The organism is Streptomyces sp. NPDC090798, from assembly GCF_044768965.1.
Lineage (GTDB): Bacteria > Actinomycetota > Actinomycetes > Streptomycetales > Streptomycetaceae > Streptomyces.
Genome location: NZ_JBIVXA010000021.1, coordinates 84,807 through 98,719, shown reverse-complemented (window position 1 = coordinate 98,719; position 13,913 = coordinate 84,807). Strand labels below are relative to the sequence as shown.

10 protein-coding genes and 2 pseudogenes are annotated in these 13,913 nt (G+C 71.3%); 9 read left to right on the top strand and 3 right to left on the bottom strand.

Translation table 11 applies throughout. The features are described 5' to 3' along the window. The first annotated feature begins 105 nt into the window (after window positions 1–105). Window positions 106–1,002 (top strand): class I SAM-dependent methyltransferase, encoded by an 897-nt coding sequence (locus tag ACIQTP_RS35300; RefSeq protein WP_403407768.1) that lies wholly within the window; start codon window positions 106–108, stop codon window positions 1,000–1,002. Window positions 1,003–1,012: 10 nt separating this feature from the next. Here ACIQTP_RS35300 and ACIQTP_RS35295 read toward each other — a convergent pair whose 3' ends face one another. Continuing rightward, a complete protein-coding gene (locus tag ACIQTP_RS35295) occupies window positions 1,013–2,401 on the bottom strand; it encodes a glycosyltransferase family 39 protein (RefSeq protein WP_403407671.1) in 1,389 nt (462 codons plus the stop codon). A gap of 255 nt (window positions 2,402–2,656) precedes the next feature. Between ACIQTP_RS35295 and ACIQTP_RS35290 the strand changes: the two genes are divergently transcribed. Together ACIQTP_RS35290 and ACIQTP_RS35285 are read left to right on the top strand one after the other, a co-directional pair. After that, the gene (locus tag ACIQTP_RS35290) at window positions 2,657–6,259 is read left to right on the top strand and encodes a hypothetical protein (protein ID WP_403407669.1); all 3,603 of its coding nucleotides are present in this window, start codon (window positions 2,657–2,659) and stop codon (window positions 6,257–6,259) included. An 85-nt stretch (window positions 6,260–6,344) separates the two neighbouring features. Further along, window positions 6,345–7,046: an SDR family oxidoreductase gene (locus tag ACIQTP_RS35285; protein ID WP_403407668.1), complete on the top strand. Its 702-nt coding sequence runs from the start codon at window positions 6,345–6,347 to the stop codon at window positions 7,044–7,046. A gap of 37 nt (window positions 7,047–7,083) precedes the next feature. On the opposite strand, the gene ACIQTP_RS35280 is transcribed toward ACIQTP_RS35285, so the two are convergent. Next, window positions 7,084–7,779, bottom strand: a complete 696-nt coding sequence (locus ACIQTP_RS35280) for a glycoside hydrolase family 75 protein (RefSeq protein WP_403407667.1) — start codon at window positions 7,777–7,779, stop codon at window positions 7,084–7,086. 237 nt (window positions 7,780–8,016) lie between these two features. Then, window positions 8,017–8,808: an aldo/keto reductase gene (locus ACIQTP_RS35275; RefSeq protein WP_403407766.1), complete on the bottom strand. Its 792-nt coding sequence runs from the start codon at window positions 8,806–8,808 to the stop codon at window positions 8,017–8,019. Between the two features lie 325 nt (window positions 8,809–9,133). Here ACIQTP_RS35275 and ACIQTP_RS35270 point away from each other — a divergent pair, with 325 nt between their 5' ends. From ACIQTP_RS35270 to ACIQTP_RS35245, 6 genes and pseudogenes are all read left to right on the top strand, one after another. Then, on the top strand, window positions 9,134–9,328 hold the full coding sequence (locus tag ACIQTP_RS35270) for a pyrroloquinoline quinone precursor peptide PqqA (RefSeq protein ID WP_403407785.1): 195 nt from the start codon (window positions 9,134–9,136) through the stop codon (window positions 9,326–9,328). Window positions 9,329–9,346: 18 nt separating this feature from the next. Continuing rightward, window positions 9,347–10,057, top strand: a pseudogene (gene pqqC, locus ACIQTP_RS35265) (pyrroloquinoline-quinone synthase PqqC); the annotation flags it as partial. 503 nt (window positions 10,058–10,560) lie between these two features. Next, on the top strand, window positions 10,561–10,815 hold the full coding sequence (pqqD, locus tag ACIQTP_RS35260; protein ID WP_403407665.1) for a pyrroloquinoline quinone biosynthesis peptide chaperone PqqD: 255 nt from the start codon (window positions 10,561–10,563) through the stop codon (window positions 10,813–10,815). Continuing rightward, window positions 10,812–11,897, top strand: coding sequence for a pyrroloquinoline quinone biosynthesis protein PqqE (gene pqqE / locus ACIQTP_RS35255; protein ID WP_403407663.1), 1,086 nt, complete (start codon window positions 10,812–10,814; stop codon window positions 11,895–11,897). The genes pqqD and pqqE overlap by 4 nt, the downstream gene beginning before the upstream one ends. Window positions 11,898–11,920: 23 nt before the next feature. Further along, window positions 11,921–13,094 (top strand): annotated as a pseudogene (locus ACIQTP_RS35250) (glycoside hydrolase family 105 protein). A 7-nt stretch (window positions 13,095–13,101) separates the two neighbouring features. Then, complete coding sequence (locus ACIQTP_RS35245; RefSeq protein ID WP_403407661.1) at window positions 13,102–13,902, top strand: Tat pathway signal sequence domain protein; 801 nt, start codon at window positions 13,102–13,104, stop codon at window positions 13,900–13,902. Window positions 13,903–13,913 lie beyond the last annotated feature (11 nt).

Here is a 13,913-nt window from a genome sequence, read left to right as displayed (position 1 = left end):
ATCAGATTTTCCGACCGCCGGATTTGCTGTTCGCGCAACATCGTTGGCCGTTTCCGGGAGCCGAGGAGCACGCTGTCCATGCACCCGGACGAGAGGCGGACCACCATGGCGCACGACCACCACCACAACCACGAGAACGACCGGCACGCTCACGACCACACCCACATGGACTTCGCCAGGATGATCCCCATGCTGGAGCAGGAGGCGGAGCTGTTCAGCCCGCGGTACAGCGAGGCGGCGGCCTGGCTGCGGGACCAGCGGTCCGAGACCGGGCTGATCGTGGACGCGGGCAGTGGCCCCGGTGTCATCTCCTGTCTCCTCGCGGACACCTTCCCCGGGGCGCGGGTCGTGGCCGTGGACGAGGTGGAACCCCTGCTGGAGCGAGCCCGCGCCCGCGCCGACCGGCTCGGCGTCGGCGACCGCTTCAGCGCCATGCGGGCCGAACTCGGCGACGGACTCGGTGACTTGGAGTACCCGGCCGACCTGCTGTGGGCGAGCAGGTCCCTGCACCACGTGGGCGACCAGCGCGCCGCGCTCGCCGGTTTCGCGCGTGCCCTGGCGCCCGGCGGCACCCTCGCCCTCATGGAGGGCGGCCTGCCCACGCGCTACTTCCCGCGTGACATCGGCGTCGGTCGCCCCGGCCTCCAGTCCCGTGTCGACGCGGTCCACGACGAGTGGTTCGCCCGGATGCGGGACGAGCTGCCCGGAGCGGTGGCCGAGACGGAGGACTGGCCCGCCCTGATGACCGCCGTCGGCCTGCGCCACACCGCGACCCGCACCTTCCTCGTCGACCTGCCCGCCCCGGTCTCGGACGAGACGCGCGCCTTCGTCGTCACCTCCCTCACCCACCGCCGCGACTCCCTCGCCCCCGGCCTCGACGCCGACGACCTCGCCACCCTCGACCGTCTCCTCGACCCGGACGACAAGGCGAGCGTCCACCACCGGCCGGACGTCTTCCTGCTGGCGGCGCACACCCTGCACGTCGCGGTGAAGCCGGAGTAGTTCCGGCCGGTCAGCACATGCCCGGGCGCGCGTACACGGTGACCCGGGCGCCCTGGACCCGGCGCGTGCCGCACTTCTCGAAGTACGTGGCCAGGACCCGCCGTTTGACGATCTCGCCCGGGGTCGCGTCGAGCGGCTGCCCCGCGGGATCGCTCACGGCGACGATACGGGCCGCCGTGAGCATGCGGGCGCGGACGATCGGCGCCGGAACCTCGGTGCCGTACAGGGTGTGCGAGGCGGCGGGTGCACGGTCGAGGGCCAGATCGCGCAGCCCGCGCACGGATCCGGGGTCGGGCAGGGACCACACCCGGCGCCGCGCCGGCAGATAGAGGACCCCGTCACCCGGCGCACCGGCCTCGGCGACGGCCCGGGCGACGGCGCCCACGTCGTCGACCCGGCTCTGCGGTGTACGCAGCTGCACAGTGACGGGGAGCAGCGCGAGAACGGCGGCGCCCGCACAGGTCAGCGCCGCCACGCGGGTCCGCCGGGCCCGGGTGAGCCGGTCCAGCGCCGCGCCGGTCAACAGGGCGGTGCCGCTCTGGCCGTAGAGCACATAGCGGTCCACGTACAGGGGTGTGACCAGCGAGACCAGCAGGAGCAGCAGGGCGGGCAGGACGAGGAGCCCGAGCGCGAGGGCGGGCAGCCGGACGCCCCGGAGTGCGCGGGAGGTGGGGTTCCGGCATATCGCCGCGCAGGCCAGGGCGACGGCGGCCGTTCCCGCGAACCCCGCGAGCGCTCCAGCGCCCGGTCTGCCGATCCACGACACCTGATCCGACTGCCGCGTACTCAGGACGGCGAGCGGCGCCACCGTGACGAGGACCAACGCCGCCGCCCCGGCCCAGGCCCGGCGGGCGGCGCGCGGCACGGCGACCGCGTGCGCGGTGAGGGCCAGTACGGCGAACTCGTGCAGCAGCCCGGCGGCCACCAGTACCACGCCGTAGGCGACCCAGGTCCGGCCGTCCCGGCGCGCCACCGCCCGCACCAGCAGATACGTCGCCCACACGACCAGCGCGCACACGATCGCGTACGACCGGCCCTCCTGCGCGTACCGCTGGACCTGCGGCAGCAGCGCGAAGACGGACCCCGCGAGGAGACCCGCGCGGGGCCCGGCCAGCCGGTGTCCGAGGAGGGCCAGCGTTCCCGTCGCCGCGGCCGTGGCGAGGACCGACGGGAGCCGGAGCACCAGGAGCGGGTCGAGCCCGCCGCTGACCTCGAACAGCAGGTGCATGAGCAGGTAGTACAGACCGTGTACGGCGTCGGCGTCAGCGAGTGTCGACCACAGGTCGGCCAGCGACCGCCGCGCCATGTCGTACGTCACCGCCTCGTCCCGCCACATGGTGCCGCCACGCCGTACGCCCCACAGTCCGAGGGCGAGCGAGAGCAGTGCGGGGGCGAACACCGTCAGTGGGCTGCGCGGGGCGGGCGACGGCAACCGTGCGGGGGCGAGTGGCGGTCTGGAAGTGTGTGTGGTGGCGATGGCTGACTCCGGCGCGTGGGCGATGACTCGCGGTCCCCTCCGACGGGGTCCCGAGGACGTGCACCGTCGAGTCCAGCCGCCGGACGATTGATGGGCAGCCCCGTCGCGGGGCACCTATCAATGCAGGTGGGGAGCGGTGCCGACGGATCGGGCCGCCGCGGACGGGGGGAGTCACCGGTGGGACGCCGAGAGAAGCCGTTGGATCCGGCGCAGGGCGCGGCGGCGCGGTTCGCCTTCGAGCTGCGGGGGCTCCGCGACGAGGCGGGCGCTCCGACCTACCGCGCGATGGCCCGTCGGGCGGGCTACTCGGGGCCCACACTGTCCGCCGCGGCGGCGGGCGAGAAACTGCCCACACTGCCGGTGCTCCTGGCGTACGTCAGCGCGTGCGGAGGGGACCCTGCCGTGTGGGAGCGGCGCTGGCGCGCGGCGCTCGCGGACGAGGCGGGCACACCCGCACCGGACGACGCCGAGGGCCCGTACCCGGGACTCGCCCGCTTCGAGCCCGCCGACCGGGACCGCTTCCACGGCCGCGACGACCTGATCGCCGAACTGCTGCGACTCGTCGGCCGCAGGCGGGTGTCGGCCGTCGTCGGCGCCTCGGGCAGCGGCAAGTCGTCCCTCTTACGGGCGGGGCTGATACCGGCGCTGCGCGCATCGGCCGGCGCCGGGGCAGCGGAGCCGGCAGCCGCAGTGCGGGCTCGCGCGTCGCTCCCCGGACAACGCAGGCCCCCCGTGTCCGAATTCGGGACCACAGCCACCGAGCCCGCTCCGTCCGCCGTCCCCTCCCCGCTGTCCGCCACTCACCCCCCGGCCCCCGCCGCGATCCGCATCCTCACCCCCGGCGCCCACCCGGCCCGCACCCATGAGGCGCTGTTCGTCCCGCACGACGCGCCCGGCGACACCCTGCTCGTCGTCGACCAGTTCGAGGAGCTCTTCGCGCTCTGCACCGACCCTGGTGAACGGGCCCTGTTCATCGAGCGGTTGCTCACGGCACTGGACCCGGACAGCGGACTGCGCGTGATCATCGGGGTCCGCGCCGACTTCTACGGACGGTGCGCCGAACACGGCCCGCTCGCCGAGGCGCTGCGCGACTCCTCCCTGCTCGTCGGGCCGATGACCCCGCAGCGGCTGCGCGAGGCGGTCGTCCGGCCGGCCGCCGCGCGACGGGTCGTCGTCGAACGCGCCCTCACCGCCCGCATCGTGGCGGACGTGGCCGACGAGCCGGGCGGTCTGCCCCTGATGGCACACGCGTTGCGCGAGATCTGGCGGCGCCGCAGCGCCCGTACCCTCTCGCTGGCCGCGTACGAGGCGATCGGCGGCGTCCAGGGCGCCGTCGCGCACACCGCGGAGGAGGTGTACGCGCGCTGCACCCCCGTCGAGGCGGCCGCGGTACGGGCGCTGCTGCTGCGGCTGGTGAACCCCGGTGACGGGGCCGAGGACACCCGGCGGCCCGTCCACCGCGACGAACTGGGGGAAGCCGGCACCACGGCGCTCGTGGTCGAACAGCTGGTGAGGGCCCGCCTGTTGACCGTCGACGGCGACACCGTCGACCTCGCGCACGAGGCCCTGATCAGTGCCTGGCCCCGGCTGCGCGGCTGGGTGGACGAGAACCGCGAACGGCTGCGGCTGCATCGCAGGCTCACCGAGGCGGCGCGCACCTGGCAGCAGCTGGACCGGGACGCCGGAGCCCTTTACCGGGGAGTGCGTCTGACGGCGGTCCGCGAGCAATTCGGCTCTGAACAAGGTGAGTTGAGCCCGCTGGAGCGGGACTTCCTGGCCGCGAGCGTGACGGCGTACGAGTCGGGTGTTCGTGCCGCCGCCCGTGCGGCCCGCCGTCTGCGGAGTTTGACCATGTCCCTCGCCGTGCTGCTCTGCCTCGCCGTCGTGGCCGGTGTGGCCGCCTGGCGGCAGAGCGGGGTCAGTGCACGGCAACGCGACGAGGCGGAGGCCCGCCGAGTCGCCGCCTTCGCGGACACGCTCCGGCCGACGGATCCGCGCACGGCGATGCGCCTCGCGCTCGCGGCCTGGCGCACCGCGGACCTGCCCGAGACACGCGCGGCGGTCCGGACGGCCGCCGCCCAGAGCGACCAGGCCGCCTTCACCCCACCCGCACAGGTCCGCGCCCTCGACGCGCCGTACTGGCTCAGCGCGGACGGTCGGATCTACACAACGGTCGTACGGGACAAGGTCGTTCAGTGGGACGTGCGCCGTCAGCGGCAACTGCGTGAGGTCGCGTTGCCCGGTCTCTCGGAGGGGATCACCGACGTCAGCGCCGACGCACGCTGGATCGCGTACCGCGGCCGTGACGGCGCGACGGTCAGGAACCTGTCCGATGGCGAGAGCCACCGGATCGCGCCGGGATCCTGGACCGACACTGACGGGGCGTTCGGGCCGAGCGGACGCACCTTCGTCGTACGGCGCGAGGCCGGAGACGAGCGGGCCACCGTCGAGGTGTGGGACGTACGACGGGAGCGGGTCCTCTTCCGGCATCCAGAGGGCGATCCGGACGGACCGCTGCCGGTAATGAGCCCGAACGACCGGTTCCTGGCCTGGTGCACCCACGACGGTGAACAACTGCGCGTCTGGGACGTCGTCGAGCGGCGCCGGGTCGTGACCGATCCGCCCGCGCGGACGCGGCGGCTGCTGTGCCGGTCGGACGAGTTGACCTTCACCCCCGACAACCGCGCGCTGGCCGGGGGAACCGCGGACGGCGTCGTCACCTGGGATTTCCATGCCGACGGGGGACGTCCCCTCCTGCCGATGCCCGGCGCGGGCGTCAACTCGGTGGAGTTCGACCCCACGGGCGCCTACGTCCTCGGCCGGGGTTCGGCCGGTCTCGCCCTGTGGCGTACGGACAGCCCGGCCCCGGCGGACGGCGGGCCGCGCCGACCGCTCATCACGTTCCCCGTCGAGACCCCCGCCGTCACCGACATCCGGCTCGACCCGCGCGAGGGCGTGTTGCGCTACCGCGAAGGCTCCCAGGCGGGAGTCGTACGCACCCTCTCGCTGCACGGGCTCATCAGTACGGCGTGGCGGAAGAAGGCGCGGCCCGACGCCTCGTTCGACGCCGACGGGAGGCCGGCCGAACCCGCGGTGCGGCCGGCGGTGCGTGCGGTCGCCGCGGACGGCACGGTGCACACCGCCGTCAGCACCCGCGACGGGATCCGCGTCACCCGTCAGGGCGCGCACCCCGTCTCCCACGTCGTCGGAAGACGGAGCGAAGTCCCCGCCGCGATCGACCCGGCCGGGCGTACGGTCGTGACCGCCGAAGGAGTCCTGATCGACGTCGCGACGGGCAGCCGCAGGCAGGGACTCGAGGGCGAGGATCTCCTGCCGACCGCGGCCTTCAGCCCGGACGGACGCTACTTGGCCGCCGCCGACATCCAGGGGCGACTCACTCTGTGGGACGCGGGCGGGCAGCACCGGATCGCCGTCCTGGCAGTCGCCGACTCCACCGTCGAGCGGCCCGCCCTGGCTTTCTCGGCCGACGGCTCGCTGCTGGCCGCGAGCCGGGACGACGGCTCGGTCCGCGTGTGGGAGACGGCGTCCCCGCGCCTGGCGGGAGCGACCCTGCCGGCCGGTGACGGGCCCGTCCTCGCGATCGGATTCACCCCGGGTGCAACGGAGTTGCACATCGCGACAGCTCATCTGCCTCTGCGCTCGGCGAAGTTGACGCCGGACCGCGCGGCGGACGATGTGTGCGCCCGGGCGGGGGGCGGGGCGACCCGGGCCGAGTGGCGCAGATATCTGCCCGACGTGCCCTACCGGCAGACGTGTTGAGGGAGGTCGGCGGTGCCGGCCTTGACTTCGAGAGAGCTCCAAGTGATGTACTCCCGCAGGTCTTCACACACATACGGGGGTATCCATGACCGACTCACCTGTCGCACTCGTCACCGGTGGCGGAAGCGGTATCGGCGCCGCGGTCGCGCGGCGACTGCTCGACGACGGCCACCGGGTCACGGTCACCGGCCGCGGTGAGGAGCGGCTGCGTGCCTTCGCCGAGGAACTCGGACGTCCCGAGGAGCTGTTGACGGTGGTCGGGCACGCGGCCGAGTACGACCAGGTGCGCGCCGCGGTCGAGCTGACGCTCAAGGAGTTCGGCCGCCTCGACACCGTCGTCGCCAACGCGGGCTTCGCCACGCACGACACCGTCGCCGGCGGTGACCCGGCCGGCTGGTCCGAGATGGTGCTGACCAATGTGCTCGGTCCCGCGCTGCTGATCAGGGCTTCCATCGACGCCCTGAAGGAGACGCGGGGCCGGATCGTGCTGGTCGGGAGTGTGGCGGGCCACGTCCACGGTCCCGGCAACTTCTACGGGGCCACGAAGTGGGCCGTGACCGGGCTCGCCGAGAACGCCCGTCGCGAGGTGACCGAGTTCGGTGTCGGCGTGACCCTGATCTCGCCGGGCCGGGTGGAGACCCCGTTCTGGGACAGCAACGGGAGCCTGCCACCCGGTCATCTGCTGACGGCGGACCAGCTCGCCGAGTCGATCGTCTGGGCGATCGGACAGCCGTCGGGCGTCGATGTGAACACCGTGGTGGTACGTCCGATCGGCCAGCCCAACTGACGTCGGAACCGCGGAAGCCTCAGCTGTCGCGGGAACCTCAGTTGTTCTGCAGGAACTGTTTCGCCAACGAGTCCCCGAGCGACACCGCCGCACTGTGACTCTCGATCGGCGACACCTGGGAGTTCTTGAACAGGATGTACGTCACCCCGGAGTCGGCCCCGCCCGTGGCAGGGTCGGGGTCGATACCGAGGGCCTTCGCCGTGGCGTACGACGCCTCACCGATGATCTTCGTGGGCCCGGTGTCGCCGACCACCGCGTACTCGACCTTGTTGTTGTAGATCACGGCGACGACACCGCCGCCCTTGATGCCGTAACTCGTGTACTTCCAGATGCTGCTGGTGCTGGGCACGACCACATAAGGCAGTGACTCGGCGCGCAGCGGCTTCCCGTCGGACTGGTGGAACGCCGTGTCGTCCTGGAACCAGGGGTCGGCGTCGCCGTTGCACTTGCTGGTGACCTGACCGTCGCAGTCGATGTCCATGTCGGCCTTCCAGAACACCGCGCCGTTCTTGCCGCACACGGGGATGGTGGCCGAGGTCTCGTCGTCGGTCTTGTACTTGCCGCTCGATATCTGCGAACAGGACGTCACCTTGGCGAGCAGCTCGGCCGCGCTGACCGAACCCTCCTGGGCGGAACGGGGGGTGACGGAGCCCGACGCGCTGGCCGGGAGTGCCGCGGTGGCGAGGAGCGCGGCACCGGCGACGGCCGCGAGGGTCAGTGTTCGAGAGCACACTGTGGGGGACCCTTCTGTTAGGAAAGTTTCCTTACCGGGTTGCCGTACAAGGTGGCCCTCTTACATGACCGCGTCAAGCCCTCCAGCGGAGTTGGTCCGGTCCAGGAGCGGAAACCGGCGTGGAGGGGGTGTCGATGCGCGTCGACGCGTGCGTGGGAAAACGTCGCCGGCCCGGACACGCGATGCGCGTCCGGGCCGGCGACGGGGTCGGGGCGGGTCAGCCCATGGGCATCAGGCTCAGCCCATGTCGAACGTCGCCGGGTCGGGACCCAGGCGACGGTCCTCGTTCAGTGCGCTGATCGCCGCGATGTCCTCGGCGTCGAGCGAGAAATCGAAGACGTCGATGTTCTCCTTGATCCGGGACGGGGTCACGGACTTGGGGATCACGATGTTGCCCAGCTGGATGTGCCAGCGCAGCACGATCTGGGCCGGAGTGCGGTTGTGCTTCTGGGCGATGGCGACGATCGCCGGGACCTCCAGCAGGCCCTTGCCCGAGCCGAGCGGGGACCAGGCCTCGGTGGCGATGCCCTGCTCCGCGTGGTACTCCCGGGCCGCGTGCTGCTGGAGGTGCGGGTGCAGCTCGATCTGGTTGACGGCCGGGACGACGGACGTCGCCTCGATCAGCTTCTCCAGGTGCTCCGGATAGAAGTTGGAGACACCGATGGCCTTGACCCGGCCGTCCGTGTAGAGCTTCTCGAAGGCCTTGTACGTGTCGATGTACTTGCCCCGGGACGGCAGCGGCCAGTGGATCAGATACAGGTCGAGGTAGTCCAGGCCGAGCTTCTCCAGGGAGGTGTCGAACGCGCGGAGCGTCGAGTCGTACCCCTGGTCGCTGTTCCAGAGCTTGGTGGTGACGAAGAGGTCCTCACGGGGGATGCCGGAGGCGGCGATGGCCTTGCCCGTGCCCTCCTCGTTGCCGTAGATCGCCGCCGTGTCGATGCTGCGGTATCCGGATTCCAGTGCCGTGGCGACGGCCTGCTCCGCCTCGTCGTCCGGGACCTGCCAGACACCGAAGCCCAGCTGCGGCATCTCGACGCCGTTGTTCAGGATGATCGGGGGGACCTTGCTCACGAGCTCTCGATCCTTAAGTCGTCGGGTGGTACTCCCATGGTCAACGATCACCGGCCGTTATGCATTCCTGGCCGGCGGATTCTCTGTGGATTCCTGGTGAGGGTCGGGGATTGGCCGGAAATGGATCCGACCTCATCGGTCCGGACCATTGACCGAGTTCCGTCATCCGACCACTCTGTAGGACGTCACCGAACGGGTTCATGAACTCGGTGCACGCATGTGAACATCGGCACCTGTCTGGGCTCTACACCCCCCCACCCATCAGGAAAGCAGGTATGCGCACATGAACGAGAGCGCCCTCGAAGGCCGCCGCGCGGAGCAGGTCATTCGGGAAACATCGGAGGAAAGGGTCTGGGAGACCCCCGGGTATCTGGTCGTCGAGAACGCCCTGGGGGTCACCGCGTACGCCCTCGGTGACCGCCCGAGCCTGGTGGCCGAACCGGCACCCGCCGGGCCGCACCCGGCACTTACGGCCTAGCCCCACGGCTGTCGAACCATGACCGCGACACCGGCGCGCGACGACGGTGCTGCGGCCCCTTGGGGAACCGCCGAGTTCACCGAGCGGCTGCGTACCGTCGCCGAGGACCGCTACCACGACCGCGATCCCTTCAACGTCCGTATGCACCAGGGTGAGCTGACCCCGGCCGAGCTGCGCCGCTGGATCATCAACCGCTTCCACTACCAACGCCACATCCCCGTCAAGGACGCCCTGATCCTGGCCGAGTTCGACGATCCCGCACTGCGGCGGGCGTGGGTCCGCGGGATCCAGGACCACGACGGCACGGCCGCAGGACAGGGCGGCATCGAACGCTGGCTGCGGCTGGGCGAGGCCGCCGGCCTCGAACGGCCGACGCTGTGGGACACCGCCCGGGTGCTGCCCGGCGTCCGCCTCGCGGTCGAGGGCTACGTCAATTTCTGCCGCCTGCGCCCCGCGCTCGACGCCGTCGCCGCCTCCCTCACGGAGCTGTCCGCACCAGGGCTGATGCGCACGCGGATCGCCGCGTTCGAGCGGTACTACCCCTGGATCGAGGCGCAGGGGCTCGCGTATTTCCGTACCCGCAACGGGCAGGGCGGCCGTGACAGCGAGGAGGCGCTCGCCCTGGTCCAGGGCTGGGCCCGCACCCGTGAGCAGCAGGAACGGGCCGTGGCGGCGCTGACGTTCAAGTGCGAGGTGCTGTCGGCGCTCCTGGACGCGGTGGACCAGGCGAGCGACTCCTTGCCGACGGGCACGTCGGACGGGGTGTCGGGGGATGCCTTGTCTGTCGTGCCTGAGAGTGTGCCGGGGGATGCCTCGCCGCTTGTGTCCGAGCATGTGCTGGGGGATGCCTTGTCCCTGGTGTCTGAAGGTGCGACGGGAGATGCTTCACCGCTCGCGTCTGAGCGTGCGCCGGGAGATGCCTCGCCCCTCGTGTCTGAGTCAGCGTCAGGGGATGTCTCGCCCGGGGTCGTCTCGCCGGGTCCGTCGGATTCGGTGGCGGGGCCGCGTGCGCGCGGGCCCGCGCAGTGGCGTTCCCGCGCCACGCGGGACGCGGTCGGCGGCGACGTGGCCTCCGGGGCTTCGGGCGCGGCGGCGCAGGCAGGGACCTCGGGCGCGGCGGCGCAGGCAGGGACCTCGGGTGCGTCGATGCCGACGAAGGTCCCGGCCCGCCGCCCCGGTGCACCCGTGCAGACGGACACCCCGGTGGTGCCCGGCCCCGCAGGGGGCCTCCCATGACCTGGCGTCCCGTGCTCGCCCGCCATGTGATGCTCCGCCATGATCCCGTCCGCGACACCGACTTGCTGCTCATGCCCGAACGCGTCGTCATGCTGCGCGGCCATGCCGGGAATGTCGTCCGGCTCCGTGACGGCGGGCGCGAGGTGCCCGAGATCGTCGCCGAGCTCGCCGAACGGTTCCCCGGCGCGCCGGTCACCGACGAAGTGCCCCGATTCCTCTCGGCGTTGCACGAGGAGGGCTGGCTGCGATGACCGCGACCGCTCGATCCCCCTGGGCCCTGCTGGCCGAACTCACCCACGGCTGCCCGCTGCGCTGCGCGTATTGCTCCAACCTCGTCGAACTGATCAGTCGGTCAAGAGAGCTTACCGCCGAACAGTGGACCGACGTCTTTCGTCAAGGCGCTGACCTGGGCGTTGTCCAGACCCACCTGTCCGGCGGCGAACCCCTCCTCAGGCGCGATCTCGCCCGGATCGTCGCGGGCGCCGACACCGCCGGCCTCTACGCCCAGCTCGTCACCGGCGGTGTGGGTCTGCACGAGCGAAGGCTCGCGGAGCTGCTGGACGCGGGGCTGCGCAGCGTCCAGCTCTCCGTGCAGCACACCGATCCCCGGGCCGCCGAACGCAGCGCGGGAGCACGCGCGTTCACCGCCAAGGAGCGCGCCGCACGGCTGGTACGGGCGGCAGGGCTGCCACTCGGTCTGAACGTCGTGCTGCACCGGGCCAACATCGACGCCGTGGACGACCTGTTCACGCTCGCCCTCGCCTGGGGCGCCGACCGGATCGAGCTCGCCCACACGCAGTACTACGGCTGGGCCGCCCGCAACCGCACCGCCCTGCTGCCGACCCGGGAGCAGGGCGAACGGGCCCGCGTCACCGTGTGCCGCCGCCACGAACAACTCACCGGTTCCCTGGAGTTGGTCTGGGTCGCCCCCGATCTGCTCGACGCCACCGCGAAACCCCGCATGGGCGGCTGGGGCGCCGTCTCCCTGACCGTCGCCCCGGACGGCACCGCGCTCCCGTGCCCCTCCGCCGCGACACTCCCCGCACTCGACGCGCCGAACATGCGCGCACACCGGCTCGACTGGATCTGGCGCGAGTCGAAGGCCTTCAACGCCTACCGGGGCGAGGCCTGGACGCCGGAACCCTGCCGCGGCTGCGCCCTGCACACGACCGACTTCGGCGGCTGCCGCTGCCAGGCGTACGCGCTCACCGGCGACGCCTCCCGCACCGACCCGGCCTGCCTCCGCGCACCCGACCACCACCTCGTCCGCGCGCTCGTCGACGAGGCCCCGCTCAGGAACTCCGCCTACGCCTACCGAGAGGAAGGAACATGAGACTACGACTGCGGGCAGCGCTGATGGCGGGCGTGCTCACCACCGCCGGCCTGACCACCGTGGCCGCCACCGCACCCCCGACACCCTTACCCCGAGCGCCTGTGGGAAGGCCCGCCGCCGCCCAGGACTGGTCCGTCGCCCTGATCGACTCGACCATGGCCCGCTACACCCCGAGCACGATCGGCGGCTGGTCGTACCCGGTCGGGCTGTACCTCTACGGCCAGTACCTCACGTACCAGCGCACGCACGACGCCCGCTATCTCATCTACATCAAGAGCTATGTCGACCGCTTCGTGGCGAGCGACGGTTCGATCGGCCAGAGCTTCAACAGCCTCGACAGCATGCAGGCGGGCCGGCTGCTGACGATCCTGCATCACGAAACGGGCCAGGACCGCTACCGCAAGGCGGCCCTGAAGATCCGAAGCCGTCTGAACACCTACCCGCGTACCTCCGACGGAGGCTTCTGGCACGCCGACACCAGCAGCCGGGCCCACCAACTCTGGTCGGACGGCGTCTACATGGTGAACCCGTTCCTCGTCGAGTACGGCAAGGAGTTCGGGGACACGACCTACGCGAACGACGAGGCCGCCAAGCAGCTCTACGTCTACGGCAACCATCTCCAGGTGGCGAACGGCCTGTTGAAGCACGCCTACGACGAGTCCAAGAACGGCGGGCTGGGCCGACCCGGCGACCGGTCTCGCCCCGGAACACTGGTGCCGGGCGGTCGGCTGGTACGCGATGGCGATCGTCAACGTGCTCGACGCGATCCCGGTCAATCACCCGAGACGGCCCCAACTCGTCAGCATTTTCAGGCGGTTGGCCGCAGGTCTGGAGAAGTACCAGGACCCGGCCACCGGCCGCTGGTTCCAGGTGATCGACAAGGGCTCCCGCAGCGACAACTGGACCGAGACGTCCTGCTCCAGCATGTTCACCTACGCCCTCTCACGCGGCGCCCAGCAGGGCTACCTCGACCCGCACTACGCGTCCGTGGCCGGGCGCGGATACCAGGGCGTCCTCGCCAGGATCTCGGTCGGCTCCGACGGCCGCACCAACCTCACCGACATCTCCATCGGCACCAATGTCGGCGACTACGCGTACTACATCGCCCGCGACCGGGCCATGAACGACTTCCACGGTCTCGGCGCCTTTCTGATCATGAACGAACAGCTCACAGCCCACCCACTCAGGACGAGGTGAGTCAGCCATGAGCACCACCAGAAGGACCCTGTTCGGCGCGGCGCTCGGCGGCGCCGCCGGAGCCGCCGGAGCCGCGGTCGGCATCCCGGCGACGGCCACCGCCGCCCACGCCGCCTCCTGGCAGCTGAAGTGGTCCCCGTCGGCGAGCGGCGACAAGCTCGGCGCCTTCGAGACGATCGAGGACGACCGCGCCGACTCGCATCCCGCGGGCCGGCCGCATATCTTCGCCACCGGCGACAACTGGCGCTTCAACATGCACACCGTCGACCGCGACACCTCCACCGACCGCCAGCGCCAGGAGGTCACCGGGCTGCGCACGAGCGGCGGCAATTACCTCAAGTGGACCCCCGGGCAGACGTGGCGCGTCACGTACTCGATGTACATCCCGAACTCGCTGAAGGCGACCACGACCTTCACCCGCATCATGCAGATGAAGCAGCCGGGCACCGGCACCTCGCCGATCGTCGTGCAGTCACTGCGCCGGGTGAACGGCGTACAGACCATCGAGCTGAAGCTCGCCATCGACGACATCCTCATCGGCCGTACGGACCTGGATCCGCTGCACGACAAGTGGACGGACGTCGACTTCCAGATCAAGGTCGGTGACGGCACGTCAGGCTCGGTCCGCTGGATCCTCAAGAGCGGCTCGACCACGGTCATCGACAAGTCCAGGACGGGCGTCGACACCTTCCGCGCCGACCGGGTGCGCCCCAAGTGGGGCATCTACCGGTCCCTCGGCGACACCTCCGGGTCCCTGCAGGACTGCTACCTGCTGCTGACCGACCTGCGCGGCTACCAACTGGTATGAGGAGCCGTTCC